Annotated in this window: 18 protein-coding genes and 1 tRNA gene; 10 read left to right on the top strand and 9 right to left on the bottom strand. The window is 69.0% G+C overall.

Going from position 1 to position 24864, the window contains the following annotated elements; translation table 11 throughout:
• Positions 1–103 precede the first annotated feature (103 nt).
• The 6 genes from BLR04_RS23730 to BLR04_RS23705 all read left to right on the top strand — a co-directional run bounded on the left by BLR04_RS23730 (position 104) and on the right by BLR04_RS23705 (position 5345).
• Positions 104–448 (top strand): PaaI family thioesterase, encoded by a 345-nt coding sequence (locus tag BLR04_RS23730; RefSeq protein ID WP_090769362.1) that lies wholly within the window; start codon positions 104–106, stop codon positions 446–448.
• 548 nt (positions 449–996) lie between these two features.
• Positions 997–2139 carry a branched-chain amino acid ABC transporter permease gene (locus BLR04_RS23725; RefSeq protein ID WP_245740437.1) on the top strand — a complete coding sequence of 381 codons (1143 nt, stop codon included), beginning with the start codon at positions 997–999 and terminating at the stop codon, positions 2137–2139.
• 16 nt (positions 2140–2155) lie between these two features.
• The gene (locus BLR04_RS23720) at positions 2156–3154 is read left to right on the top strand and encodes a branched-chain amino acid ABC transporter permease (protein WP_090769170.1); all 999 of its coding nucleotides are present in this window, start codon (positions 2156–2158) and stop codon (positions 3152–3154) included.
• Positions 3155–3203: 49 nt separating this feature from the next.
• A complete protein-coding gene (locus BLR04_RS23715) occupies positions 3204–4082 on the top strand; it encodes an ABC transporter ATP-binding protein (protein ID WP_245740457.1) in 879 nt (292 codons plus the stop codon).
• A complete protein-coding gene (locus BLR04_RS23710; protein ID WP_090769166.1) occupies positions 4079–4873 on the top strand; it encodes an ABC transporter ATP-binding protein in 795 nt (264 codons plus the stop codon). Before BLR04_RS23715 ends, BLR04_RS23710 begins: the two co-directional genes overlap by 4 nt.
• Positions 4874–4940: 67 nt before the next feature.
• The gene (locus BLR04_RS23705; protein ID WP_143022161.1) at positions 4941–5345 is read left to right on the top strand and encodes a hypothetical protein; all 405 of its coding nucleotides are present in this window, start codon (positions 4941–4943) and stop codon (positions 5343–5345) included.
• A 78-nt stretch (positions 5346–5423) separates the two neighbouring features.
• Here BLR04_RS23705 and BLR04_RS23700 read toward each other — a convergent pair whose 3' ends face one another.
• Positions 5424–6719, bottom strand: a complete 1296-nt coding sequence (locus tag BLR04_RS23700; RefSeq protein ID WP_090769162.1) for an ABC transporter substrate-binding protein — start codon at positions 6717–6719, stop codon at positions 5424–5426.
• Positions 6720–7255: 536 nt separating this feature from the next.
• Here BLR04_RS23700 and BLR04_RS23695 point away from each other — a divergent pair.
• A complete protein-coding gene (locus tag BLR04_RS23695; RefSeq protein ID WP_090769159.1) occupies positions 7256–7762 on the top strand; it encodes a hypothetical protein in 507 nt (168 codons plus the stop codon).
• A gap of 3 nt (positions 7763–7765) precedes the next feature.
• Here BLR04_RS23695 and BLR04_RS23690 read toward each other — a convergent pair whose 3' ends face one another.
• Both BLR04_RS23690 and BLR04_RS23685 read right to left on the bottom strand, forming a co-directional pair.
• A complete protein-coding gene (locus BLR04_RS23690; RefSeq protein WP_090769157.1) occupies positions 7766–9055 on the bottom strand; it encodes an ABC transporter substrate-binding protein in 1290 nt (429 codons plus the stop codon).
• 795 nt (positions 9056–9850) lie between these two features.
• On the bottom strand, positions 9851–10435 hold the full coding sequence (locus tag BLR04_RS23685; RefSeq protein WP_281191618.1) for an ANTAR domain-containing response regulator: 585 nt from the start codon (positions 10433–10435) through the stop codon (positions 9851–9853).
• Between the two features lie 112 nt (positions 10436–10547).
• Here BLR04_RS23685 and BLR04_RS23680 point away from each other — a divergent pair.
• The 3 genes from BLR04_RS23680 (at position 10548) to dapD (ending at position 12311) form a co-directional block, all read left to right on the top strand.
• Positions 10548–10621: transfer RNA gene (locus tag BLR04_RS23680), tRNA-Leu, on the top strand.
• Positions 10622–10900: 279 nt separating this feature from the next.
• A complete protein-coding gene (locus tag BLR04_RS23675; protein WP_090769153.1) occupies positions 10901–11323 on the top strand; it encodes a pyridoxamine 5'-phosphate oxidase family protein in 423 nt (140 codons plus the stop codon).
• A 25-nt stretch (positions 11324–11348) separates the two neighbouring features.
• Positions 11349–12311 carry a 2,3,4,5-tetrahydropyridine-2,6-dicarboxylate N-succinyltransferase gene (dapD, locus tag BLR04_RS23670; RefSeq protein ID WP_090769151.1) on the top strand — a complete coding sequence of 321 codons (963 nt, stop codon included), beginning with the start codon at positions 11349–11351 and terminating at the stop codon, positions 12309–12311.
• 572 nt (positions 12312–12883) lie between these two features.
• Here the strand turns inward: dapD and pyk are convergent.
• The 6 genes from pyk to gltB form a co-directional block, all read right to left on the bottom strand.
• Positions 12884–14314, bottom strand: coding sequence for a pyruvate kinase (gene pyk / locus BLR04_RS23665; RefSeq protein ID WP_090769149.1), 1431 nt, complete (start codon positions 14312–14314; stop codon positions 12884–12886).
• A 350-nt stretch (positions 14315–14664) separates the two neighbouring features.
• Entirely contained in the window at positions 14665–16290 is a 1626-nt protein-coding gene (locus tag BLR04_RS23660; protein ID WP_245740436.1) for a S8 family serine peptidase, read from the bottom strand.
• Between the two features lie 214 nt (positions 16291–16504).
• Positions 16505–17911: an MDR family MFS transporter gene (locus BLR04_RS23655; protein WP_176903258.1), complete on the bottom strand. Its 1407-nt coding sequence runs from the start codon at positions 17909–17911 to the stop codon at positions 16505–16507.
• Positions 17912–18055: 144 nt separating this feature from the next.
• Positions 18056–18637, bottom strand: coding sequence for a TetR/AcrR family transcriptional regulator (locus BLR04_RS23650; RefSeq protein WP_176903257.1), 582 nt, complete (start codon positions 18635–18637; stop codon positions 18056–18058).
• A gap of 100 nt (positions 18638–18737) precedes the next feature.
• Positions 18738–20207 (bottom strand): glutamate synthase subunit beta, encoded by a 1470-nt coding sequence (locus tag BLR04_RS23645; RefSeq protein WP_090769141.1) that lies wholly within the window; start codon positions 20205–20207, stop codon positions 18738–18740.
• 13 nt (positions 20208–20220) lie between these two features.
• Positions 20221–24726, bottom strand: a complete 4506-nt coding sequence (gltB, locus tag BLR04_RS23640; RefSeq protein WP_176903256.1) for a glutamate synthase large subunit — start codon at positions 24724–24726, stop codon at positions 20221–20223.
• Positions 24727–24864 lie beyond the last annotated feature (138 nt).

Here is a 24864-nt window from a genome sequence, read left to right as displayed (position 1 = left end):
GAAAACCTGAGCTCGGAAGACTGGAGGCGTCCCCTTGACGCAGACCAACCCCGTGGACCTCTCGGTGTTCGGCGAACTGAGCCGTGACACCCTCGCCGACCGCATGGGCATCGAGTTGCTCGAGGCCGGCCCCGAGCGGGTCGTGGGCCGGATGCCCGTCGCGGGGAACACCCAGCCGTACGGAATCCTGCACGGCGGGGCCTCGGCGGTGCTGGCCGAGACGCTCGGCTCGGTGGGGGCGGCCCTGCACGCGGGTCCCGACCGGATCGCCATGGGCATCGAACTGAACGCCACCCACCACCGCTCGGCTTCCGACGGTCATGTGACGGGCGTCGCGACGCGGCTGCACGGCGGGCGGACGCTGGCGACGTACGACATTGAAATTACCGATGAGCAGGGCCGACGCATTTGCACCTCGCGTCTCACCTGTATGCTCCGCGACCGCTGACACAGCGATCACTTACCGCGACCCTTTGCGCGCCACCCCCGTCAATCGCTACGGTGGTGCCGGAGCAGAGCCCGCGGGGTGGCCCAGTAGAAAACGTGTACGGCCGGGGAAGGCCCTGCACGGCCCCAAAGGCCGACCCGCGGGCTCTTTCGCATTTCTCCGCGATTGTTAGCGACCCGTTATTCGAGGCCTTCGGCGCATCCGCAGAATCACGCCCTGACCTGCTTCGTTGTTTGCTCACATCCGTGACACACACATGTCACTAATTGGTGACGAACGATACTGAAACGGGCGTACCCGGAATAAGCTCCCGCCATTGCATCCCAGTTGTGCCTGCGATGCGCGCGCGTCGAGATGGTGGGGCACAGCCCCGCCTTGACCTAGTTGAGGGAGCACCATTGCGCAGAGCCGTGATCGCGTTCACGGCCTTCTTGGGTGGACTCGTCTTCCTGCTCGCCGGCCCCGCTCACGCGGGTCCCGCCGACTGCCAGGGGTTGAGGGGCACACTCACTTTCCAAGGCCAGCCAGTGAACGGCGCAAAGATCGCCGTGACCACCGAGAGCGGACAACCCGTCGAAGAGGTCACCACCAACGCTCAAGGCGCCTGGGACGTGCAGGTCGAGCAACCAGGAAGATTCAAGGTCACCCTGGACACCGCCACCCTGCCCCAGAACGTCGAGATCCGCGGTGGCAACAACGTCCGCACGCCGACGGTCTACGAGGGCAACTGCTCCAGCGTCCTGTACGCCCTGCAGGCCAAGGGCGCAGCGGGCCAGCAGCAGGGTGACAGCGGCGCCGGCCAGAGCACGTTCTGGGCCCAGGCCGCCCAGCTGACCTTCGAGGGCCTGAACCTCGGTCTGATCATCGCGCTGGCCGCCCTCGGCCTGTCGCTCATCTACGGCACGACCGGCCTGACCAACTTCGCCCACGGCGAGCTCGTCACGCTCGGCGCGATCCTCACGTACATGTTCAACGTGGGTTTCGGGCTCCATCTGATCCCGGCAGCGGTCGCCGGCGTGATCCTGGCCGGCGCACTCGGCTACGGTCAGGACCGGTTCTTCTGGGGGCAGCTGCGCAAGCGGGGTACCGGCACCATCGCCATGATGATCATCTCGATCGGTGTGGCCATCTTCCTGCGCTACATCTTCCTGATCTTCTTCAGCGCCCAGACCGAGTCCTTCGCGCAGTACACCGCGCAGCCCGGCATCGAGATCGGCCCGATCTCCGCGGCGCCCAAGAACCTCGTCGCCATGGGCATCGAGCTGGCCGTGCTGATCGTGGTCGGCATCGCGCTGACGCGCACCCGTACCGGCAAGGCGGCCCGGGCCGTGGCCGACAACCCCGCGCTCGCGGCGTCGTCCGGCATCAACGTCGACGGCGTGATCAGGATCGTCTGGACGGCGGGCGCCGCCATCGCCGCGCTGGCCGGTGTCATGCTGGGTCTCTCCCAGAACCTCAAGTACACGATGGGCCAGGACATCCTGCTGCTCATCTTCGCCGGCGTGACGCTCGGCGGTCTCGGCACCGCGTTCGGCGCGTTGGTCGGCTCGCTCGTCGTGGGCCTGTTCATCCAGGTGTCCACGCTGTGGGTGCCGCCGGAGCTCAAGAGCGTCGGCGCTCTCGCGGTGCTCATCATCGTGCTCCTCGTCCGGCCCCAGGGCATCCTGGGCCGCCGCGAGCGAATCGGCTGATCGGGGGAGGGTCACAATGGACTGGATCACGATTCTCAGCACCACCATCAAGTCGGCCGTCGGCGTGGAGACGGTGCTGTACGCGCTCGCCGCGATCGGCATCAACATCCACTTCGGCTACACCGGCCTGCTCAACTTCGGCCAGGCGGCGTTCATGGCCGTGGCCGGCTACGGCCTGGCCGTGACGGTCACCGTCATGGGCCTGCCGTTCTGGGTGGGCATCATCGTCGGCCTCGTCGCGGCGGCCGTCCTGGCGCTGCTCCTCGGCATCCCGACGCTGCACCTGCGGGCCGACTACCTGGCCATCGTCACGATCGCCGGCGCGGAGATCATCCGCCTGGTGTTCCGCTCGGTGGCGTTCAAGGACATCTTCGGCGGCTCCGACGGCCGGCGCGGCTTCGGCACCGGCTTCCAGGAGCTCAACCCCTTCCCGCCCGGCGACTACGGCTTCAACCTCGGGCCGATCCCGCTGTTCTTCGCGCACTGGCAGCTGTGGGTCATGCTCGTCGGCTGGGTGCTCATCGCGGTGTGCTGCCTCATCGTCTACCTGGTGATGAAGAGCCCGTGGGGCCGCGTGCTCAAGGCCATCCGCGAGGACGAGGACGCCGTGCGCAGCCTCGGCAAGAACGTCTTCTCGTACAAGATGCAGTCGCTCGTCCTGGGCGGTGTCATCGGCTGCCTCGGCGGCTTCATCTACGGCCTGGCCTACGGCTCGGTACAGCCGGACGTCTTCGGCACGGAGACCACGTTCTACCTGTACACGATGGTCATCCTGGGCGGCGCGGCCCGCGTGTTCGGCCCGGTCGTCGGCTCCATGCTCTTCTGGGTGCTGCTCGTGCTGCTGAACGGCACCCTGAGCGAGGCGGTCGCCGCCGGCGTCATCACGTTCATCGACGCCAACCAGGCCGGCGCCCTGCGGTACGTCTTCGTCGGTCTCGGCCTCATCCTGTTGCTCGTCTTCCGGCCACAGGGCATCTTCGGCGACAAGAGGGAGATCGCAATCGATGCACGCTGAAACCACGGCCAACGACCGCAAGGCCGCGGCCACGGCCGTCTTCAAGGACATGCCGCGCGAGCCCGGCGTGCCCAAGCCCGACCCGATCCTCGTGGTCGACAACGTGGTGCGCCGCTTCGGCGGTCTCACCGCGGTCGACGTCGAGCACGTCGAGATCCAGCGGGGCGCGATCACCGCGCTGATCGGCCCCAACGGTGCGGGTAAGACCACGTTCTTCAACCAGCTCACCGGGTTCGACACGGCCGACTCCGGGTCGTGGACGTTCAACGGCCGCGCCATGAACGGTGTCCCGCCGCACAAGGTCGCCAGGAACGGCATGGTGCGCACGTTCCAGCTCACCAAGGCGCTGTCCCGGCTGACCGTGATCGAGAACATGCGCCTGGGCGCGCAGCGCCAGAAGGGCGAGAACTTCTGGCGTGCCCTGGTCCCCGCCTTCTGGACGGGCCAGGAGGACGAGATCACGGAGCGGGCGGACGACCTGCTGCGGCGCTTCAAGCTCGACGCCAAGCGCGAGGACTTCGCCGGATCCCTGTCCGGCGGCCAGCGCAAGCTCCTCGAGATGGCCCGCGCGCTCATGGTGGAACCCGAGCTGGTCATGCTCGACGAGCCGATGGCCGGTGTGAACCCGGCGCTGACGCAGTCGCTGCTCGGCCACGTCAAGGACCTGCGCGAGCAGGGCATGACGGTGCTCTTCGTGGAGCACGACATGGACATGGTCCGCGACATCAGCGACTGGGTGATCGTCATGGCTCAGGGCACGGTCATCGCCGAGGGCCCGCCCTCGACGATCATGTCCGACGAGCGGGTGGTCGACGCCTACCTGGGCGCCCACCACGACGCCCCGCTGTCCGACAGCGAGCTGCAGGCCCAGCTGCAGGACGCCGAGGCCGAGCTGGAGGCCGAGATCGAAGAGGAGACCCAGAAGTGACCGCCGCAGAAGAACCGGTCCAGTCGAAGCAGGCCGTCACCGACCGCAGCGCCCATCTGGAGGGCGCCGCCGACGCGGTGCTGCGCTGCGACGAGCTGATCGCGGGCTACCTGCCGGGCGTCAACATCCTCAACGGCGCCGACCTCTACGTGAAGCAGGGCGAGCTGATCGGCATCATCGGCCCGAACGGCGCCGGCAAGTCGACGCTGCTCAAGGCCATGTTCGGGCTGGTCACCATCCGGAGCGGCACGGTGCTGCTCAAGGGTGAGGACATCACGAACATGAAGGCCCACTCGCTGGTCTCCCGCGGCGTCGGCTACGTGCCGCAGACGAACAACGTCTTCCCCAGCCTCACCATCGAGGAGAACCTCGAGATGGGTGCCTTCCAGGTGCCGGGGAAGTTCAAGGAGCGCTTCGAGTTCGTGGCGGAGCTGTTCCCCGCGCTCAAGGAGCGGCGCAAGCAGCGCGCCGGCTCCCTGTCGGGCGGTGAGCGGCAGATGGTGGCGATGGCGCGGGCCCTCATGACCGAGCCGTCGGTGCTGCTGCTGGACGAGCCGTCGGCGGGTCTGTCGCCGAAGCTGCAGGACCTGGTCTTCATCCAGGCCCAGCAGATCAACAAGGCGGGCGTGACCGTGATCATGGTGGAGCAGAACGCCCGGCGCTGCCTGCAGATCTGCCACCGCGGTTACGTCCTCGACCAGGGCCGTAACGCCTACAGCGGCACCGGCAAGCAGCTCGCCAACGACCCCAAGGTGATCGAGCTGTACCTCGGCACGCTCGCCAAGGCGTAGCGCGCGGATCGCACGACAACGGAGGAGGGGCTCCCGCGGAGCCCCTCCTCCGTTGTTTCATGTCCATGTGAAACGTCTGGTGACAGTTGCGCTCGCCCTGCCCCTTCTCCTGGCCGCCTGCCAGGACGACGCCTCCTCCGCGGTGAAGTACAGCACCGGCGGCGATCCCACCGACAGCCCCTGCGACCGCGTGGTCAGCATCATCGGGTACGCGGACCTCCTGCTGGAGCCGGAAGGCCAGGAGGAACGGCAGGACTTCCAGGACGCCGTGCTGGGCCGTGTCGCGGAGGTACGCGGCATCACGCTGGAGTTCGGCGACCGGCTGCCCGCGGAGCTGCACGGGGCCGTACAGGACGTCAGAGCGGCCACTGCGGGCCTGGCCCGCAGTGACGTGCCGCGCGAACGGCAGGTGGAGCTGCTCAAGCAGTACCGCGGCGCCGCCGGCCGGATCGTGGCGGGCTGCCGGGACTGACCCCCTGGGCAGCCGAAAGGGCCCGGCCGTGACGGCCGGGCCCTTTCCTTTCAGTTCAGCTGTGCGAGCGGTGGATCGTCAGCCGCCGATGTTGCCCGTGCGGTACTCCAGCGCCTTGACCGGGTACGTGTTGTCCGGGCCGTACTGGTAGATGCCGATCGTGGCGACGGCCGGGTCACCGGCGTCGTTGAACTCGACCGGACCGCTGACGCCGTCGTAGTCGATGTCCTTGCCGGCCTTCAGCAGGTCGACGCACTCCTTGAAGTTGGTGCACTTCTCGCCGCCCTTGCTGACCTCGGCCAGCTTGGCCGCGATGTCGACGCCCGCGTCGCTCTTGGCGGCCTCGGCCGCGAGGGCGATCAGGTTGGTCGCGTCGTAGGACTCGGGGGCGTAGGTGAAGTCGGCGAGGTCCTTGTTGACCTCGAGAAGCTTCTCACGGAACTCGTCCGAGGCCGCGGCGCCCGGGTAGGTGCCCTTCACGCCGTCGAGCGTGCCCTTCGGCATGCCCTTGAAGTTGTCGTTCGACATGTTGCCGTCGACCATGTACCACTTGTGCTTGCTGGCCGGCATGCCCTGCTTGACCAGCTCACCGATGACCTTGGCGGTCTCCTCGAAGCCGATCAGGACGATGCCCTTGGGGTTGGCAGCCTTGATCTTGGCGATGTCGGCGGAGAAGTCGGCGGCCTTGGGGTCGTAGTCGACCCGGACGACCACCTGGCCACCGGCGTCGGTGACGGTCTTCTGAACCTGGTCGCCGAGGCCGGTGCCGTACGAGTCCTGCATCGCCATGATGGCAACCGTGTCGTTGCCGTCGGCGATGACGAGGTCACCGAGGACGCGGCCCTGCAGCTGGTCCGGCGGAGCCGTACGGAAGTACAGGCCCTTGTCGGCGATGGTGGTGAACTTGTCGGAGGTGTTGGCCGGCGAGAAGTGCACGACGCCCGCACCCGTGATCTTGTCGATGACCGACTCCGACACCGACGAGGACGCCGCGCCGATGATCGCGTCGGCCTTCTGCGCCAGCAGCTTGTCGACCGACTGCGAGGCGATGTTGGTCGTCGTGTCACCCGAGTCGGTGTCGTACTTCGTGACGGGCTTGCCCAGCACGCCACCAGCCTCGTTGATCTCCTTGAGAGCGAGGTCCACACCCGCGAACTCGGGCGGGCCGAGGTAGGCCAGCGAACCGGTCTGGGGGAGCAGCGTTCCGAGGGTCAGCGTGCCGTCACCCTTGGCGGCGGGCGCCGAGGACTCCGGCGCGGCACTCTGTGAAGCCTGCGTGGCGGTGTCGCCGCCGCCACCACTGCAGGCTGTCAGGGCAAGGCTCGTGGCAGCCACGACAGCCAGCGCCCGCCCCACGGGAGCAATGCGGATCATGAAGTGTCTCCTTCATTTCCAGGCCGGGATCCGTCAGCACCGCCGAGCGTTCCCGATCGAATGACGGAAACGTATGCAATCGCCATGCGCCTCAACTAGATCCGCGCAGGAACTGTCGGCACTTGGATGCGGAGTCGTAATCAGTCCTCAACTTACGGACCGCGATATGGGCGCTTAATGTGCAACGAGTGAAGCGCATCCTCGCTCTCGTGGCAACGGTTGCCCTCATCGCGGCTTGCGCCACGACCCCGGACACTTCCCCACCGCCCACCGATCCGCCCGCTGGGGTTTCGGTGTCCCTGGGCCAATGGCGTTCTGACGAGCCCGTCCACCGCCTCCAGGTAGCTGTCCGAAATACGACCGAAACATGGGTGCGTTTCGCCGACGTCCAGCTCGTCACTCCGTCCTTCGCCACAATTGCCGCTAAACAGGTCAATACCGTCATTGGGCGGACAGAGCGTACAGACATTCCCATTCCGTACGGCGCCGCGAACTGCACGCCCGGCCGCCTGCCCGAACTGCGACCTGCCACCGTCGTGGCGCACGTCGACACGGGGTCCGGGCAGCCGCACAGGGTCGTGTTCGAGCTGCCGCACCCCGACCCGCTGCTGGCCAGGCTGCTGCGCGACGAGTGCTCGCAGTTCCTCGTCGAGCAGACCGCGAGCATCGCGTTCGGCGAGGAGTGGACGGAGACGGGCACCGGGAAGGACGCGGTCATGCACGCCGTCCTGGTCGTGACCCGCCGCGGGCCTGGCGAGCTGGAGCTTCGCGAGGTGGGCGCGACGAGCCACTACGACGTCCGCGTGGCGGACGATCCCCCGGGCGTGCTGCCCGCCGGGGCGCAGCGACTCGAGGTGCCGGTGCGGCTCACCCCCTCCCGCTGCGACGGGCACTCCTTCGGCGAGGCCAAGAAGGCGTTCATGTTCCCTGTGCGGGCGAGCCTGGACGGGGGTGAGGTGCGCGTGGTGATCGTGATGCCGCCCAAGCCGGTACAGGACCGGTTGATCCGCTACGCGCAGCGGGCCTGCGGCCTGGGCGGCTGAGCGTCAGCCCTGGATGTTGCCGGTACGGTACTCCAGCGCCTTGCCCGGGTAGGTGTTGTCCTCGCCGTACTGGTAGATGCCGATCGTGGCGACGGCCGGGTCACCGTTGTCGTCGAACTCGACAGGACCGCTGACGCCGTCGTAGTCGATGTCCTTGCCGGCCTTCAGCAGGTCGACGCACTCCTTGAAGCTCTTGCACTTCTCCCCGCCCTTGCTGACCTCGGCCAGCTTGGACGCGATCGAGCGGCCGGAGTCGTCCTTGGCGGCCTCGGCAGCCAGCGCGATGAGGTTGGTGGCGTCGTACGACTCCGCGGCGTAGGTGTAGTCGTCGAGGTCGGGGGCGACCTTCGCGAGCCGCGCGCGGAACTCGTCAGGGGCCTCGGCGCCGGGGATGGAGCCCTTGACCCCGTTGAGCGTGCCCTTGGGCATCTTCGCGTAGTTGGTGTTCGACATGTTGCCGTCCACCATGTACCACTTCACCTTGTCGGCCGACAGGCCCTGCTTGACCAGCTCGGCGATGACCTTGGCGGTCTCCTCGAAGCCGACCAGGACGATGCCCTTGGGGTTGGCGGCCTTGATCTTGGCGACGTCGGCGGAGAAGTCGGCCGCCTTCGGGTCGTAGTCGACCCGCGCCACGATGCTCCCGCCCGCCGACTCGACCGTCGACTTCACCTGGTCGGCCAGGCCGGAGCCGTACGAGTCCTGCATGGCCATGAGCGCGACGGTGTCGTTGCCGTCCCCCACCACGACGTCGCCGAGCACCCGGCCCTGCAGCTTGTCCGGCGGAGCGGTACGGAAGTACAGCCCGCGGTCCTGGATCGTGGTGAACTCGTCGGAGGTGTTGGCCGGCGAGAACTGCACCACGCCCGCACCCGTGATCTTGTCGATGACCGACTGCGACACCGACGAGGACGCCGCGCCGATGATCGCGTCCGCCTTCTGTCCGAGCAGCTTGTCGACCGACTGCGAGGCGATGTTGGTCGTCGTGTCACCCGAGTCGGTGTCGTACTTCGTGACGGGCTTGCCCAGCACGCCGCCGGCCTCGTTGATCTCCTTGACGGCCAGGTCCGCACCCGCGAACTCGGGCGGGCCGAGGTAGGCCAGCGAACCGGTCTGAGGGAGCAGCGTGCCCAGCGTGAGAACGCCGTCGCCCTTCTCCGCCGACGCGGGCGCCGACGCCGGTGCGGAGCCGGTCTGCTGCGCGGCTGTGTCGCCACTGCCGCAGGCCGCCAGTGCCAGGCTCGCCGCGGCCGCGACGGCCAGGACGCGCCCCGCTGGAGCAATCCGAATCATGAAAGAGACTCCCCTATCTCGGCGACGGAACGAGCACCATCGCCGTGTTTCCCGAGCTCAGCTTGCCTGCATGGGGAAGCGGAGGGGAGTTCCGGACTGTCATTTATGCCGATTTGTTACCGCTTGGCGCCAAATTTCCCTGAAAACGACCGAAAATCCCAGAATGTGGACACTTCACAAAACCACCAACCACATTTCCACCCGCACGCCCCCGCGCCGGTTCACCCAGTCGAATCACTTCCGGTTACCCCACCACGGTCGCGTCACCGCGCTCAGCCCACCACGGTCGGCCCACCGCAGCCGAGTCACCGCACTCGAAGACGCGCGCCGCGGAGCACACGCTGAGCACACGCGGAGCACACGCGGAAAGGCCGGTGCGGCCCCCTGAAGTGACCGCAGCGCCCCAGCAAGACCTGCACTCTTCCGGCCTGACGTCCCATGCCGTACCAACGGGAAACCCCACGCGGCCGCCACTGTTCCCCAGACGGTGCTCTGACACCTCCGCCCACAGCGAGCCGGACGGCTGGAAGCCGTACAACGCGCGGGTGGCCTGCCCACGTGCCACCACCTCGTGCTGCTGAGGCGTCGGCACCGCGTGCCGGCGGCCTGCTGCGCGGCCTCCATCGCGTCGACGGCGACCGCCCCACACCTCCTCGGCACCGGCCACCGCTTCTGGACCCGCCCAGCGGGCCGGTGGGCAGCGCGAGACGCCGTCCGGAGTGGGCGCTCGACGAGTCCTGGGCAGCCAGGAGCAGGGACGCTCGTGTCAGGCGTGAGCGCCTGGCTGGTTCTGGGTCAGGAGCGTTCGCCTGTGTCGTCGATGACGATCTGGGCCACTTCGCGCATGCTCAGCCGCCGGTCCATCGACGCCTTCTGGATCCATCGGAACGCCTGCGGCTCCGTCCAGCCGTGCTGGGCCATCAGCTTGCCCTTGGCCCGCTCGACCAGCTTCCTGGTCTCCAGACGCTCCGACAGGCTCGACACCTCGGCCGCCAGAGCGACCATCTCCTCGTGCCGGCTCACCGCCATCTCGATGGCCGGCACCAGGTCGGCCTTCGTGAACGGCTTGACCAGGTAGGCCATCGCCCCCGCGTCGCGCGCCCGTTCGACCAGTTCGCGCTGGGAGAAAGCGGTCAGGATGAGGCACGGGGCGATCCGGTCGGCCACGATGCGTTCCGCCGCCGAGATGCCGTCGAGCACGGGCATCTTGACGTCGAGGATCACGAGGTCGGGTCTCAGGTCGGCGGCCAGCCTGATCGCCTGCTCACCGTCACCGGCCTCGCCCACGACGACGTAGCCGTCCTCCTGGAGCATCTCCTTGAGGTCAAGCCGGATCAGGGCTTCGTCTTCCGCGATCACTACTCGCCGCTGCGTACTCACGAGCAGAAGAGTACAGACGTCCGGTAGATTGGAGCCACGCCGTGTCGGTCTGGGCCCGCATTGGGCTAAGCTTCGATCACGCGTTACCCATACGTCCGGAGACTTCGGACATGCCCCGGTATTCCAACTGGGAGAGAAAGCGGATTCAAAACCCGCACAGTGTGGGTTCGAATCCCACCCGGGGCACCGTCACAAGCCGTTCGGCTCCTCCAGCCGGGCGGCTTTCGCCTTGTCGCGTACGAGCAAAAGTTCCCCCACCTCCCAAGCGCACCCCGCACGGTCACTCCCCCGCCGAGCCGAACGTCCGGAGGCTCTTCGCCGCACCCGACCGCCTGCCGAGCCGGGCCTGTCCTGACCGGTAGAGCCGCTGCACCCCCGAGGCAGGGACGACCACGATGACTTTTCGGGACGGCTCCCACCGGGAATAGCCCGTTCACGATCAAGTGGACAGCGAGGTGGGGCGAGATGGCCTTGAGCACGGCGGTCCGGGAGGCGTTCCTGGCGGAGGCGCACATCGCGAGCCTGGCGGTCGACGCAGGCCCTGGCCGGGCGCCGCTGACCGTGCCGGTCTGGTACGACTACAGCCCCGGAGGCGAGATCAGGTTCCTGACGGACGGCGACTCCCTCAAGGCGCAGCTGATCGCGAAGGCCGGGCGGCTTTCCATCCTGGTGCAACGCACCAGCCCGACCTACCGGTACGTGTCGGTGGAGGGGCCCGTCGTGCGTTCGAACCCGTCGACGCTTGAGGAGCTGACCCGCATCTCCAGTCGCTACCTGCCGCCCGACGCCGTCAGCGGCTACGTCCACGGTTCCGACCTCAAGGTGCTCGTGACGTTCCGGATGCGGCCCGAACACTGGCTGTCGGCCGACCTGGGCGCCGTCGCGTGAGCCGCGGAACGGTATTTTTGGGCCCGTGACTGCTATCGATCCCACCTCGACCGGCGCCTTCGGCGTCGGCCTCGCCACTGTAGCCGCCGACGGCACCGTTCTCGACACCTGGTTCCCGGCTCCTGAGCTGGGCGACGCGCCCGTCGCGGGCACGCAGCGGCTCTCCGCCGAGGAGGCGGGCGAACTGGCCGAGCTCACCGGCCCCGACATCGCGCGGGGCGTGGAGGTGGTGGCGGTACGCACCGGCATCGCCAAGCTCTCCGAGGCTCCCGTCGACGCCCACGACGTCTACCTGCGCCTTCACCTGATCTCGGCGCGTCTGGTGCGGCCGCACGGCGTCAACCTCGACGGCGTGTTCGGCCTGCTCGCCAACGTCGTGTGGACGAACTTCGGCCCCTGCCCGGTGCCCGACTTCGAGCGCACCCGGCTGCGGCTGCGCGCCAAGGGCCTGGTGACGGTGTACGGGGTCGACAAGTTCCCGCGGATGGTCGACTACGTCATGCCGTCGGGCGTGCGGATCGCCGACGCCGACCGGGTGCGCCTCGGCGCCCACCTGGCCAGCGGCACGACGGTGATGCACGAGGGCTTCGTCAACTTCAACGCCGGTACGCTGGGCGCCTCGATGATCGAGGGCCGGGTGTCGGCCGGGGTGGTCGTCGGTGACGGCTCCGACGTCGGCGGCGGCGCCTCGATCATGGGCACGCTGTCGGGCGGCGGCAAGCAGGTCATCTCGATCGGCGAGCGCTGCCTGCTCGGCGCGAACGCCGGCATCGGCATCTCGCTCGGCGACGACTGCGTGGTCGAGGCGGGTCTGTACGTGACCGCCGGCACGAAGGTCACCCTGCCCGACGGCACGATCGTCAAGGCGGCAGAACTGTCGGGCTCCGACGGGATCCTCCTGCGGCGCAACTCCCAGACGGGCGCGGTGGAGGCAGTCCCGCGCAAGGGCAACACCATCGAGTTGAACGCCGCCCTGCACGCCAACTGACACCCGCTCCGGGGCCCGCCCGTGTCGGGGCGGGCCCTGAGTCCTGCACGCCAACGGACTTACCGGCCCTACGGGGACGACCCGTGTGGCGGGGCGAGCCCTAGGCAGCCGACATGCGATGTCCGCCCCTGAGAGCACCCAACCCCGCGACCAACCGCCCCAGAGAGCGCCAGAGCCGTCAACGCCCGGCCTTGAGCTGCCGCCCGCGAACGGCGGACCTTGGAAACGCCGGATCCGTCACGACCGCTCCTGAAAGCGCCCCACCTGTCGGCGATCGAACGCCAGAAAATCACCGACCTTGCAAGCGCCGTACCCGTCAACGAGCGGTCTGGGAGCTGCCGGCCCGTGTACCTCCGGGGCATAAATTACTGACCCGGGGGACGGGACCGTTGGGCGGTTCTGCGGTGGGCTCAGGTGTGGTGGCCACACAGCCCCTGTGGGCCACGGAAAGGGCCCACAGGGCGCTCGCGTTGCGGTGGCCCGCTGGTGAAGGGTCAGCGGGCGTTTCCTGGAAGGCCACCAGCAACCTACGGCGGGTGGTCGGCCACGGCGGAGCGTAAGGAAAAAGGTTGTCAGTGCGCGTGCGAGACGGCGGAGCCGATCGTGTGGACGCGCAGCGCGTTGGTCGAGCCGTGCGTGCCGGGAGGCGAGCCGGCCACGATGACCACCTTGTCGCCCTTCTCCAGCCGCCCCAGCGACAGCAGCGACGCCTCCACCTGGCGCACCATGTCGTCGGTGTGGTGCACGAACGGCACGTGGAACGTCTCCACGCCCCACGTCAGCGACAGCTGACCGCGCACGTGCGGCGACGAGGTGAAGGCCAGCAGCGGGATCGGCGAGCGGTAGCGGGCCAGCCGCCGCGCGGTCTCGCCCGACATCGTGAACGCCACGAGCGCCTTGGCCCCGACGATCGCCCCCACCTCGGCCGCGGCACGCGCGATGGCGCCGCCGGTGGTCTCCGGCATGCGGTCGAGCGTGTGGGTGGCCTGCAGGGACGACTTCTCGGCGGCGCAGGCGATGCGGTCCATCGTGGAGACGGATTCGATCGGGTAGTTGCCCACGGAGGTCTCGCCCGACAGCATCACGGCGTCGGCGCCGTCCATGACCGCGTAGGCCACGTCGGACGTCTCGGCGCGGGTGGGGCGCGGGGAGTTCATCATCGAGTCGAGCATCTGGGTCGCGACGATGACCGGGTGGGCCTTCTCGCGGCACAGCTCGATGATGCGCCGCTGGACGATCGGCACCTCTTCGAGCGGCAGCTCGACGCCGAGGTCGCCGCGGGCCACCATGACGCCGTCGAACGCGTCGACGATCTCGGGGAGCCGGTCGACCGCCTGCGGCTTCTCGATCTTGGCGAGCAGCGGGAGGCGCACGGCCTCCTGCTCCATGATGTTGCGCACCACGTCGGCGTCGGACGGGCGGCGGACGAACGACAGGGCGATCATGTCGAAGCCGGTGCGCAGGGCCCAGCGCAGGTCGGCTTCGTCCTTGTCGGTCAGGGCGGGGGCGCTGACGTTGACGCCCGGCAGGTTGAGGCCCTTGTTGTTGGAGATCATGCCGCCGATGACGACGCGGGTGATGATGCGCTCGCCGTCGACGCGGGTCGCCTCGAGAACGAGACGGCCGTCGTCGACGAGGATCGTGTCACCGGGGCGGACGTCGTTCGGCAGGCCCTTGTAGGTGGTGGAGACCTGCTCGCGGTCACCCGGCACGTCTTCGGTGGTGATGGTGAAGACGTCACCGAAGCCCAGCCGGACCGGCCCCTCCTCGAAGGTGCCGACGCGGATCTTGGGGCCCTGCAGGTCGGCGAGAACGCCTACGCCGCGGCCGAGATCGGCCGCTACCTCCCTGACACGGTCGTAGATCTCCTTGTGCAGGTCATGGGTGCCATGACTGAGGTTGAACCGTGCCACGTCCATGCCGGCCGCGATGAGATCGCGGAGCCGTTCTTTGGAGGATGTGGCGGGGCCTAGCGTGCAGACGATTTTCGCGCGACGAGTCACGACTCCTACCTTAATTGGTACAGACCACTTGCCAGTCACTGATGCCGGAGAACGTATCCGACGTAGGAGAACAGAACGCGAACGGAACTTCCCATCCGTGTCACGTTCGCGTACTCCTCCGGCTGGATGGCGCCCCCTGTGGCAGCGGTCGACTGATCCGCTCGGCGGCGGCCCCCGTCAGCCCGGCGGAGTGCCGTCGTCAGTCCTCGACGTGGGCGACCCCCGGGCCGCGAAGGCGAGACGTCTCCCGATCGTACGCCGCCTTCGCCACACCAGGAACCCACCCACGACCAGGTGGACCAGGAAAAACAGGTGTGACAGCGCCGCCATGTCCGCCGGCAGGCGATACATCACGGTTCGACGGTGGCCGCCTTCCACGCGTCCACGATGCCGTGACCGTAGAAACCGTTGTCGTCCGTCCCGCCGCGGCAGTCGTGCGTGACGTTCCGACCGTACGAGCGGTACACGAAGTTGCGCGGCGACGGGCACGACCTGGGGGCCGCGGTCCGGAAGAGCAGGTTCTCGACCGTGGCCGGGGCGAGGTTGAGGCCGCCCTTCCCCGGTTTGCCGAAGCGGCTGATGAGGATGGCGGCGACGCCGGTGGCGTGCGGCGCGGCCATCGAGGTGCCTTCCAGGTACTGGTAGTACGAGCAGGAGCCGCCCGTGCAGTCCCTGACCACGTCGGGGCCCCTGGGCTTGCCCGAGGCGTCGATCCGGCCGGCCGCGCGCAGCACGTGCTCGGGGGCGGCGGCGAGGATGCCACGGGTGGGGCTCGCGCCGCCAGGACCGTCCAGCGAGTCACCGCCGGGCGCCGCCACGTCGGTCTGCTCCAGCCCGTAGTCGCTGTAGATCGCCTTGCGGCCGGTAGGGCCGACGGCGGCGACCGAGATGACGCCGCGCGACTCGGCCGGGACGTTGAGGCAGGAGTTGTCGACCCGGCGCACCCTCTCCGAGCCCTTCGGGTAGCCGGGGCTCTGCCGGTCGACCGTGGGGTGGCCGAGGTCGGTGGCGCCGTTGCCGAGGGCCGACACGAGCGTGACCCCGCGCGCGCGGGCGTAGTCGAGGGCGCGCTGCATGCCGACGATGACGGCGCGTTGCTCCAGCTGCTGTTTCTTGCTGTCGGAGGCGTTGTCGGGGCAGTTGAACAGCCACGGGTCGACGAAGAAGCTCATGTTCACGACGTCCACGCCGATGTCGCCGGCGTACGTGAGGGCGTCGAGGCTGGGCTTGAGGAAGAAGAACCCGGAGTCCTGGCCGGCCCGGATGTTGACGATCTGCACGCCGGGCGCGACGCCTGCGATGCCGATCCCGTTGATCGGGGAGGCGATCGTGCTGGCCACATGGGTGCCGTGGCCGTCGTCGTCCACGTCCACGGGGTCGATGCAGCTGCTGACCTCGCAGGGGCCGTCGAGGGTCTCGCCGCGGTCGTCCGTGGGCCGGTCGATGACGAAGTTGCGGCTCAGCTCGCGGTTGAAGTTGGGGGCGATGTCGGGGTGCTTGCCGTCCACGCCGGTGTCGATGACGCCGACCAGCACCTGCCTGGAGCCGGGGACCTTGAGGTTGGCCCGGTCGGCGCCGATCATCCGCATGTCCCACTGGCGTCCCGCCAGGGGTTCGGTGCGGGCCTGCTTCCCGGACGCGCGGTGCGCGGCGGCAGGACGGCCGGCGGTGGGGGTGACCGTGGCGGCGCCGATGCGCCGGTCGGGAGAGACACCCACGACGGACGGGTCCGCGCCGGCGTTCTCGGGGAACGCGGCGGTGCCCGCCTTGGCCATGAGGTAGCCGAGCCGGGAGTCGACCGACACCACGGTGCCGCCGGCCCGCGCTACGGCGTTCTCGGCCTCACGCTGCTTGCCGTCGGCGTAGAAGACCAGGTACTCGGCCTGCCGGGCGCTGGCGGTGGCGGTGCTGATCGTGGCGGTGGGCTCACTGGCGGCGGTCGTGGGCTGCCCCGCCGGTGACTCCCGAGGGGCCACCGACGTACAGGCGCCGACAACGAAAAAGGCGGCCAACGCCGCCAAGCACGAGACATCCCGCCGCATAGTTCCCCCATCAACCCCAATATGCCGCAGAGCTGACATGTTCCCGACACTCGGCGAGTGAAGCAACTTAGCCATGGAATTTCGGCCAATACAGGACGATGTTGACCTATATCCGCGCGCGGCGCGCGGATATAGGTCAGAGCCGCCGTCAGTCGTGCCGCAGGCGTACGTCGGGCAGCCAGGCCAGCAGGACGGCGGCCACCAGCATGATCGGCCCGGTCCAGGCGAACACCCCGGTGATCGCGTCGGCGAAGGCCAGCTGCGTCGCCTGTCGCGCGGCCTCGGGCAGCGCCTGGACGGCGGCGGGAGTCAGCGCGGCCTGTCCCGGCGCGAGCCCGCCGGCGAAGACGCCGCCCAGCACGGCCACGCCCACGGCGCCGCCGACGCCCCTCGCAAAGGTGACGACCGACGTGGCCGTGCCCCGGTCGGTCTCCGGTGTGGTGGTCTGCACGGCCAGCAGCAGGTTCTGCCCCATCACGCCGAGTCCGAGCCCGCACAGCACCATGTACGTCCCGGACACGAACGCGCTGGTGTGCAGGCCCATGGTGGCGAACAGGACCCCGGCCACCCCGGCGCTCACCGCGCCGCCCACGATGAGCCACTTGTAACGCCCGAGCTTGGTCACGATCTGCCCGCCGAGCGTGGAGGCCACGATCATGCCGCCGACGAGCGGAAGCAGCAGCAGCCCCGACTCGGACGCACCGACTCCGCGCGCGAGCTGCAGGAACATGGGCAGGAAGGTCGCCAGGCCGAGCATCGCGGTGGCCATCAGCACGACCGTGACGACGGGGATGGTGAAGGACGCCGAACGGAACAGGCGCAGCGGCAGAATCGGCTCGGCCGCCGTCCGCTCGACCAGGACGAACAGCACCCCAAGCAGCACCGCGCCCACCCCTAGCCCGACGACGACCGGCGAGGACCACGGGTGGACGCTACCGCCCCACGAGGCGAACAGGGTCAGGCAGGTCAGCAGCCCGGCGAGCAGCGCGGCCCCGAGCCAGTCGATGCGGTGCGGCGAGGTACGGCGCGGCAGTTTCAGCACGGTGAAGGCCACGGCCAAAGCGACGGCGCCGAGCGGCAGGTTGACGAAGAAGATCCAGCGCCAGGAGATGTGCTCGGTGAGGTAGCCGCCGACGAGCGGCCCGGCGATGGACGCCAGCCCGAAGACCCCGCCGAAGAGGCCCTGGAAACGGGCGCGTTCGCGGGGTGTGGCCAGGTCGGCGGCGATGGTCATGGTCAGCACCATGAGGCCGCCTGCGCCGACGCCCTGGAAGGCGCGGAAGGCGATGAGCTGGCCCATCGACTGCGCGACCGCGCACAGGGCCGAGCCGGCGACGAACAGGACGATGGCCGCCAGGTAGAGGGTGCGGCGGCCGTACATGTCGCTGAGCTTGCCGAACAGCGGCGTGGCGATGCCCGAGGCCAGGGCGAACGCGGTGACGAGCCACGACATGCTCTCGAGGCCGTGCAGCTCGCCGACGATGGTGGGCATGGCGGTGGAGACGACGGTCTGGTCGAGGGCGGCCAGGAACATGGCGAGGAGGAGTGAGCCCATGCTCACCCACAGTGATCGCCCTGGGGCGGACGGCTGCGCTTGTGTCGCTACCATGAGATGACTCCTTGCTTCCTTTCGCAGAGGGCAGGAGGAACTCGCGGCGATCGGGGGTGCCACCCCGGTCGCCGCTTTTCTTGATGTGGCTCAGAGTCCGTTCTCGAGCAGCGTGAACGCCTCGTCGAGCAGATCTTCCAGCGCCTCGCCGGTCTCCAGCGACTCCTGGACGGCCGAGATCAACGCGCCGAAGGAGCCGATGATGAGCAGCCTGGCGTGCATCCGGCCGGTCACGCCCGGCCGGGCCCTGACGGCCTCGAAGATCGTCTCGATGACCTTCGTCTCGTCGACCGCCGCGGCCCTCGCCGCCAGCTCGGGATGACGCCGGCGCAGCTCGCCGAAGGGTTTCATGTCCTGCCACGCCTGGCGCACCCGTACCGCGACGGTACGGATGACGGCCTGGAGCGACTGGAACACCGGCTCGTCGCCGGGGCGGCGCTCGAGCAGTTCAAGGAGCTCGTCGGGACGCCAGACCGGCTCCATGACGAGCGCCTCCTCCTTGGAGGCGAAGTAGTTGAAGAACGTGCGCGGCGAGATGTCGGCCGCCGCGCTGATCGCCTCCACGGTGGCGGCCTCGAGCCCGTCGTCGAGCGCGATCTTGACAGCGGCCATCCTGATGGCCTGCCGCTTCTCGGCCCGGCGACGCTCGCGCCGCTCCTGCGGACTCTCCATGCCTTGCACTGTATGCATAATTTGCACAGTCTGCAAGTCCTGCACGTCCTGCAAAAAGAAGAGCGCCCGCCACCAAGGGCGGGCGCTCCGTGAACGCAGGTCAGACCAGCGGGCGAGCCGTCGGCAGGATCGGGTACGGCAGAGCCGTGTCCCCCGTGAGGAACCGGTCGACGCCTGAAGCAGCGGCGCGCCCCTCGGCGATGGCCCACACGATGAGCGACTGCCCGCGGCCCATGTCACCGGCCACGAACACGCCGTCCACCTTCGACATGTACGCCTTGTCGCGCGCCACGTTGCCCCTGGCGTCGTAGAAGCCGTCACCGGCCAGGTCCTGCAGCAGCGCGCCCTTCTCCGGCCCGACGAAGCCCATGGACAGCGTCACCAGGTCGGCCGGGATCTCCCGCTCGGTGCCCGGGATCGGCTGGAACCCCTTCTGCGGCCCCTCGACGTCGACGAGCCGCAGCGCCCGCACGTTGCCCTCGTCGTCGCCGACGAACGCGGTGGTGGAGGCCGCGTACACGCGCTGCCCGCCGCGGTCGGCGAGCTCCTCGTGGGCGCTCTCCATCTTGAACAGCGTCGGGTACGTCGGCCACGGCTGGCCGTCCGGCCGCGTACGGGACGGCATCGGCATGATCTCCAGCTGGGTCACGGACGCCGCGCCCTGCCGGATCGCCGTGCCGATGCAGTCGGCGCCGGTGTCGCCGCCGCCGATCACCACGACGTGCTTGCCCTCGGCCGAGATCGGCGAGCTGTCGAGGTCACCCTCCTGGACCTTGTTGGCCAGCGGAAGGTACTCCATCGCCTGATGGACGCCCTTGAGCTCGCGCCCCGCCACCGGCAGGTCGCGCCACTGCGTGGCGCCGCCCGCCAGCACCACGGCGTCGAACTCCGCACGCAGCTCGGCGGCCGTGATGTCGACGCCCACGTTGACGCCGGTACGGAACTCGGTGCCCTCGGCCCGCATCTGCTCCAGGCGGCGCTCGATGTGGCGCTTCTCCATCTTGAACTCGGGGATGCCGTAGCGCAGCAGCCCGCCGATGCGGTCGGCCCGCTCGAACACCACCACGTCGTGCCCGGCCCGGGTGAGCTGCTGGGCGGCGGCCAGCCCGGCGGGGCCGGAGCCGACGACCGCGACCCGCTTGCCGGTCCTGACGGCCGCGGGCTGCGGGGTCACCCAGCCCTCGTCGAACGCCCGGTCGATGATCTCGACCTCGACCTGCTTGATCGCCACCGGGTCGGAATTGATGCCGAGCACGCACGCCGCCTCGCACGGGGCGGGGCACAGCCTCCCGGTGAACTCCGGGAAGTTGTTGGTGGCGTGCAGCCGCTCGATCGCCTCGCGCCAGTCGGTGCGGTAGACGAGGTCGTTCCACTCGGGGATCAGATTGCCCAGCGGGCAGCCGTTGTGGCAGAACGGGATGCCGCAGTCCATGCAGCGAGCCGCCTGCTTGGTCAGCTTCTCCGCCGAGAAGTCATGGTAGACCTCGCGCCAGTCACCGATCCGCACGTCGACGGGGCGGCGTGCCGGCAGTTCCCGGTCGTGCGTGAGAAAACCCTTGGGGTCAGCCATCGGTACGCCTCCCTTAGCCCTGCACCGCGGCCGCCATGACGGCCTCGTCGATGTCCCTGCCTTCGATGCGGGCGGCCTCGGCGGCCTCCAGCACCCTCTTGTAGTCGGTCGGCATGACCTTGCCGAACCGGTCCAGCGCCCCGTTCCAGTCGGCCAGCAGCTGCTTGGCGACCGTCGATCCGGTCTCCGCGAAGTGCTTCTCCACGGCTTCCTTGAGGAACTCGGCGTCCTGCTCGGTGAGCGGCTCGATGGCCACCATCTCGCGGTTGACCCGCTCGGGCCTCGGGTCGAGCAGGTACGCGACGCCGCCCGACATGCCGGCCGCGAAGTTGCGCCCGGTCGAGCCGAGCACCACGACCCTGCCGCCGGTCATGTACTCGCAGCCGTGGTCGCCCACGCCCTCGACGACCGCCGTGGCTCCGGAGTTGCGCACGCAGAACCGCTCGCCCACGACACCGCGGACGAACACCTCGCCGGAGGTGGCGCCGTACAGGGCCACGTTGCCGGCGATGATCTGCCCGTCGAGCGGGGCCGACTCGTGCGGACGCACGGAGATGCGGCCGCCCGACAGGCCCTTGCCGACGTAGTCGTTCGCGTCGCCGGTCAGCCGCAGCGTGATGCCGCGCGGCACGAACGCGCCGAACGAGTTGCCCGCCGAACCGGTGAACGAGATGTCGATGGTGTTGTCGGGCAGGCCCTGACCGCCGTACCGCTTGGTCACCTCGTAGCCGAGCATGGTGCCGACCGTGCGGTTGACGTTGCGGATCGGCAGCTCCAGCGTGACCGGGTCGCCCGCGTTGAGCGCGCCCTCCGCCAGCTGGATCAGCGTGTTGTCGAGCGCCTGGTCGAGCCCGTGGTCCTGGCTGGTGATCCGGCGCAGCGCCGCACCCGCCTGCAGCTCGGGCTGGTGCAGGATCGGCGACAGGTCGAGGCCGCCGGCCTTCCAGTGGTCCTCGGCCGCGGTGACGTCCAGCATCTCGACGTGGCCGATCGCCTCGTCGAGCGAGCGGAAGCCCAGCTCGGCCAGGTATTCGCGGATCTCCTCGGCGATGAACTCGAAGAAGTTGACCACGAACTCGGGCTTGCCGGAGAAGCGCTTGCGCAGCTCGGGGTTCTGCGTGGCCACGCCGACCGGGCAGGTGTCGAGGTGGCAGACCCGCATCATGACGCAGCCGGACACGACCAGCGGAGCGGTGGCGAAACCGTACTCCTCGGCGCCGAGCAGCGCCGCGATGACGACGTCGCGACCGGTCTTCAGCTGACCGTCCACCTGGACGACGATGCGGTCGCGCAGGCCGTTCAGCAGCAGCGTCTGCTGGGTCTCGGCCAGGCCGAGCTCCCACGGCGCGCCCGCGTGCTTGAGCGACGTCAGCGGCGAGGCGCCGGTGCCGCCGTCGTGGCCGGAGATGAGCACCACGTCGGCGTGCGCCTTCGACACGCCGGCGGCGACGGTGCCGACGCCGACCTCGGCCACGAGCTTCACGTGGACCCTGGCCTCCGGGTTCGCGTTCTTCAGGTCGTGGATGAGCTGGGCGAGGTCCTCGATCGAGTAGATGTCGTGGTGCGGCGGCGGCGAGATGAGGCCGACGCCGGGCGTGGAGTGCCGGGTCTTGGCGATCCACGGGTAGACCTTGTGGCCGGGCAGCTGGCCGCCCTCGCCGGGCTTGGCGCCCTGCGCCATCTTGATCTGCACGTCGGCCGCGTTGACCAGGTACTCGGAGGTGACGCCGAACCGGCCCGAGGCCACCTGCTTGATGGCGCTGCGGCGCTCAGGGTCGCGGAGCCGCTCCGGGTTCTCGCCGCCCTCGCCGGTGTTGGACTTGCCGCCCAGCCGGTTCATCGCGATGGCGATCGTCTCGTGCGCCTCGACCGAGATCGAGCCGTACGACATCGCGCCGGTGGAGAACCGCTTGACGATCTCGGAGACCGGCTCGACCTCCTCGATCGGGATCGGCGTGCCCTTGCGCAGCCTGAACAGCCCGCGCAGGGTCATCAGCTGCTCCGCCTGCGAGTCGACGAGGTTCGTGTACTCCTTGAAGATCTCGTAGCGGCGGGTCCTGGTGGCGTGCTGCAGCTTGAAGACCGTCTCGGGGTTGAACAGGTGCGGCTCGCCCTCGCGCCGCCACTGGTACTCGCCGCCGACCTTGAGCCCGCGGTGCGGGTTGTCCACGCGCGGGTAGGCGTGGCGGTGCCGCTGCGCGACCTCCTGCGCCAGCACGTCGAAGCCGACGCCGCCGAGGCGCGAGGTGGTGCCGGCGAAGCAGGAGTCGATGACCTCCTGGCTCAGGCCCAGCGCCTCGAAGATCTGCGCGCCGGTGTAGGAGGCCACCGTCGACACGCCCATCTTGGACATGACCTTGATGACGCCCTTGCCGTACGCCTTGATCAGGTTGCGCACGGCCTTGCGCTTGTCGAGCTTCAGCGTGCCGGCGTCGACCAGGTCCTCGATCGTCTCGATGGCGAGGTACGGGTTGATCGCGGCGGCGCCGTAGCCGATGAGCAGCGCCATGTGGTGGCACTCGCGCGCCTCACCGGTCTCGATCACCAGACCGATCTTGGTGCGGGTCTTCTCCTGGATCAGGTGGTGGTGCACCGCGCCGGTGAGCAGCAGCGCCGGGATCGGTGCCAGCGACTCGGACGAGCCGCGGTCCGACAGCACGATGACGCGCGCCCCGTCGGCGATCGCCCGCGACGCCTCGGCCCTGATCTCCTCCAGCCGGTGCAGCAACGCCTCGCCGCCGCCCGCCACCTCGTACAGACCACTGATCACGTACGGGTGGAAGCCCGGCAGATCGTGCTCGTCGTTGATGTGGATGATCTTGGCGAGCTCTTCGTTGTCGAGCACCGGGTAGGGCAGCACGAGCTGCCGGCACGACGAAGGACCCGGCTCGAGCAGGTTGCCCTCCGGCCCGAGCGTGCTGGCCAGCGACGTCACCAGCTCCTCGCGGATGGCGTCCAGCGGCGGGTTCGTGACCTGCGCGAACAGCTGGGTGAAGTAGTCGTACAGCAGCCGCGGCTTCTCGCTCAGCACGGCGACGGGCGTGTCGGTGCCCATGGAGCCGATCGGCTCGACACCGGTCTTCGCCATCGGCGACAGGATGATGCGCAGCTCTTCCTCGGTGTAGCCGAAGGTCTGCTGGCGCTTGACGAGAGCCTCGTGCGTGGGGATCTCACGCTGGCGGGCGGGCAGCTCCTCGAAGCGCACCAGCCCGGCGTGCAGCCAGTCGCCGTACGGCAGCTCTGCCGCCAGCTCGGCCTTGATCTCGTCGTCCTCGATGATCTTGCCGCGGGCGGTGTCGATGAGGAACATCCGGCCCGGCTGCAGGCGGCCCTTGCGGACGACGTCCTCGGGCTTGATGTCGAGCACGCCCGCCTCGGAGGCGAGCACGACGAGGCCGTCGGCGGTCACCCAGAAGCGACCCGGCCGCAGGCCGTTGCGGTCGAGAACGGCGCCGGCGAGGGTGCCGTCGGTGAAGGTGATCGACGCGGGGCCGTCCCAGGCCTCCATCATCGTGGAGTGGAACTCGTAGAACGCGCGCCGGGCGGGATCCATCTCGGTGTGGTTCTCCCACGCCTCCGGGATCATCATGAGCACGGCGTGCGGCAGGCTCCGGCCGCCCATGTGGAGCAGCTCGAGAGCCTCGTCGAAGCTGGCGGTGTCGCTGCCATCCGGGTCACAGATGGGGAAAAGTCGTGAAATATCGCCCGGGATGTGGGCGGACTGCAGCATCGCCTCGCGGGCCCGCATCCAGTTGCGGTTGCCCTTGACGGTGTTGATCTCACCGTTGTGCGCGATGTAGCGGTACGGGTGCGCCAGCGGCCAGCTGGGGAAGGTGTTGGTGGAGAAACGCGAGTGCACCAGCGCGATCGCGGTGTCGTAGCGCTCGTCGCTCAGGTCGGGGAAGAACGGCTCGACCTGCTCGGGGGTGAGCATGCCCTTGTAGACGACCGTCCGCGCCGACAGTGAGGGGAAGTACACCTTCGCCTCGTGCTCCGCGCGCTTGCGCAGGCAGAAGGCGAGCCGGTCGAGTTCGAGCCCGTCGCGTCCACCGGGGTCCGACACGAACAGCTGGGCGAAGTGCGGCATGGCGGCCCGGGCGCTCGGCCCCGGCAGTTCCCGGTCGACCGGCACCTCGCGCCAGCCGAGCACCGCGAGCCCTTCCTCGGCCGCGATCTGCTCGACCTGCCGGACCGCGGCGGCCCTAGTCTCGTCATCGGCGGGCAGGAAGGCGATGCCGGTCGCGTACGAGCCGGCGGCGGGCAGCGCGAACGGCACGATCGCGCGGTAGAACGCATCGGGGATCTGCGTCAGGATGCCGGCGCCGTCGCCGGTGTCCGGCTCGCTACCCTTGGCACCCCTGTGGTCGAGATTGCACAGCGCCGTCAGCGCCTTCACCAGGATCCCGTGGTCACGTCGCCCGGCGACGTCGGCCACCATGGCGACACCGCAGGCGTCATGCTCGTTGGCGGGGTGGTACAGGCCCTGAGGCTCGGGGAGACCGAGGTGGGCAGCAGGCATTGAATCCCTCCCGTCGTCATCGCTGTCATCAACTGCTGTACAGGCGGGGACGACGTTGGCCCTGCTGCATATATGTGTGCGTAGAGATTACCGCACCCTGCCGGAATGGTGCCCGCCACGTCCACATTGCGAACATTC

Origin of the sequence: Nonomuraea maritima, from assembly GCF_900100395.1 — a bacterium.
Lineage (GTDB): Bacteria > Actinomycetota > Actinomycetes > Streptosporangiales > Streptosporangiaceae > Nonomuraea > Nonomuraea maritima.
Note: the sequence above shows the minus strand (reverse complement) of the source record. Positions and strands in the feature narration are given on the sequence as shown.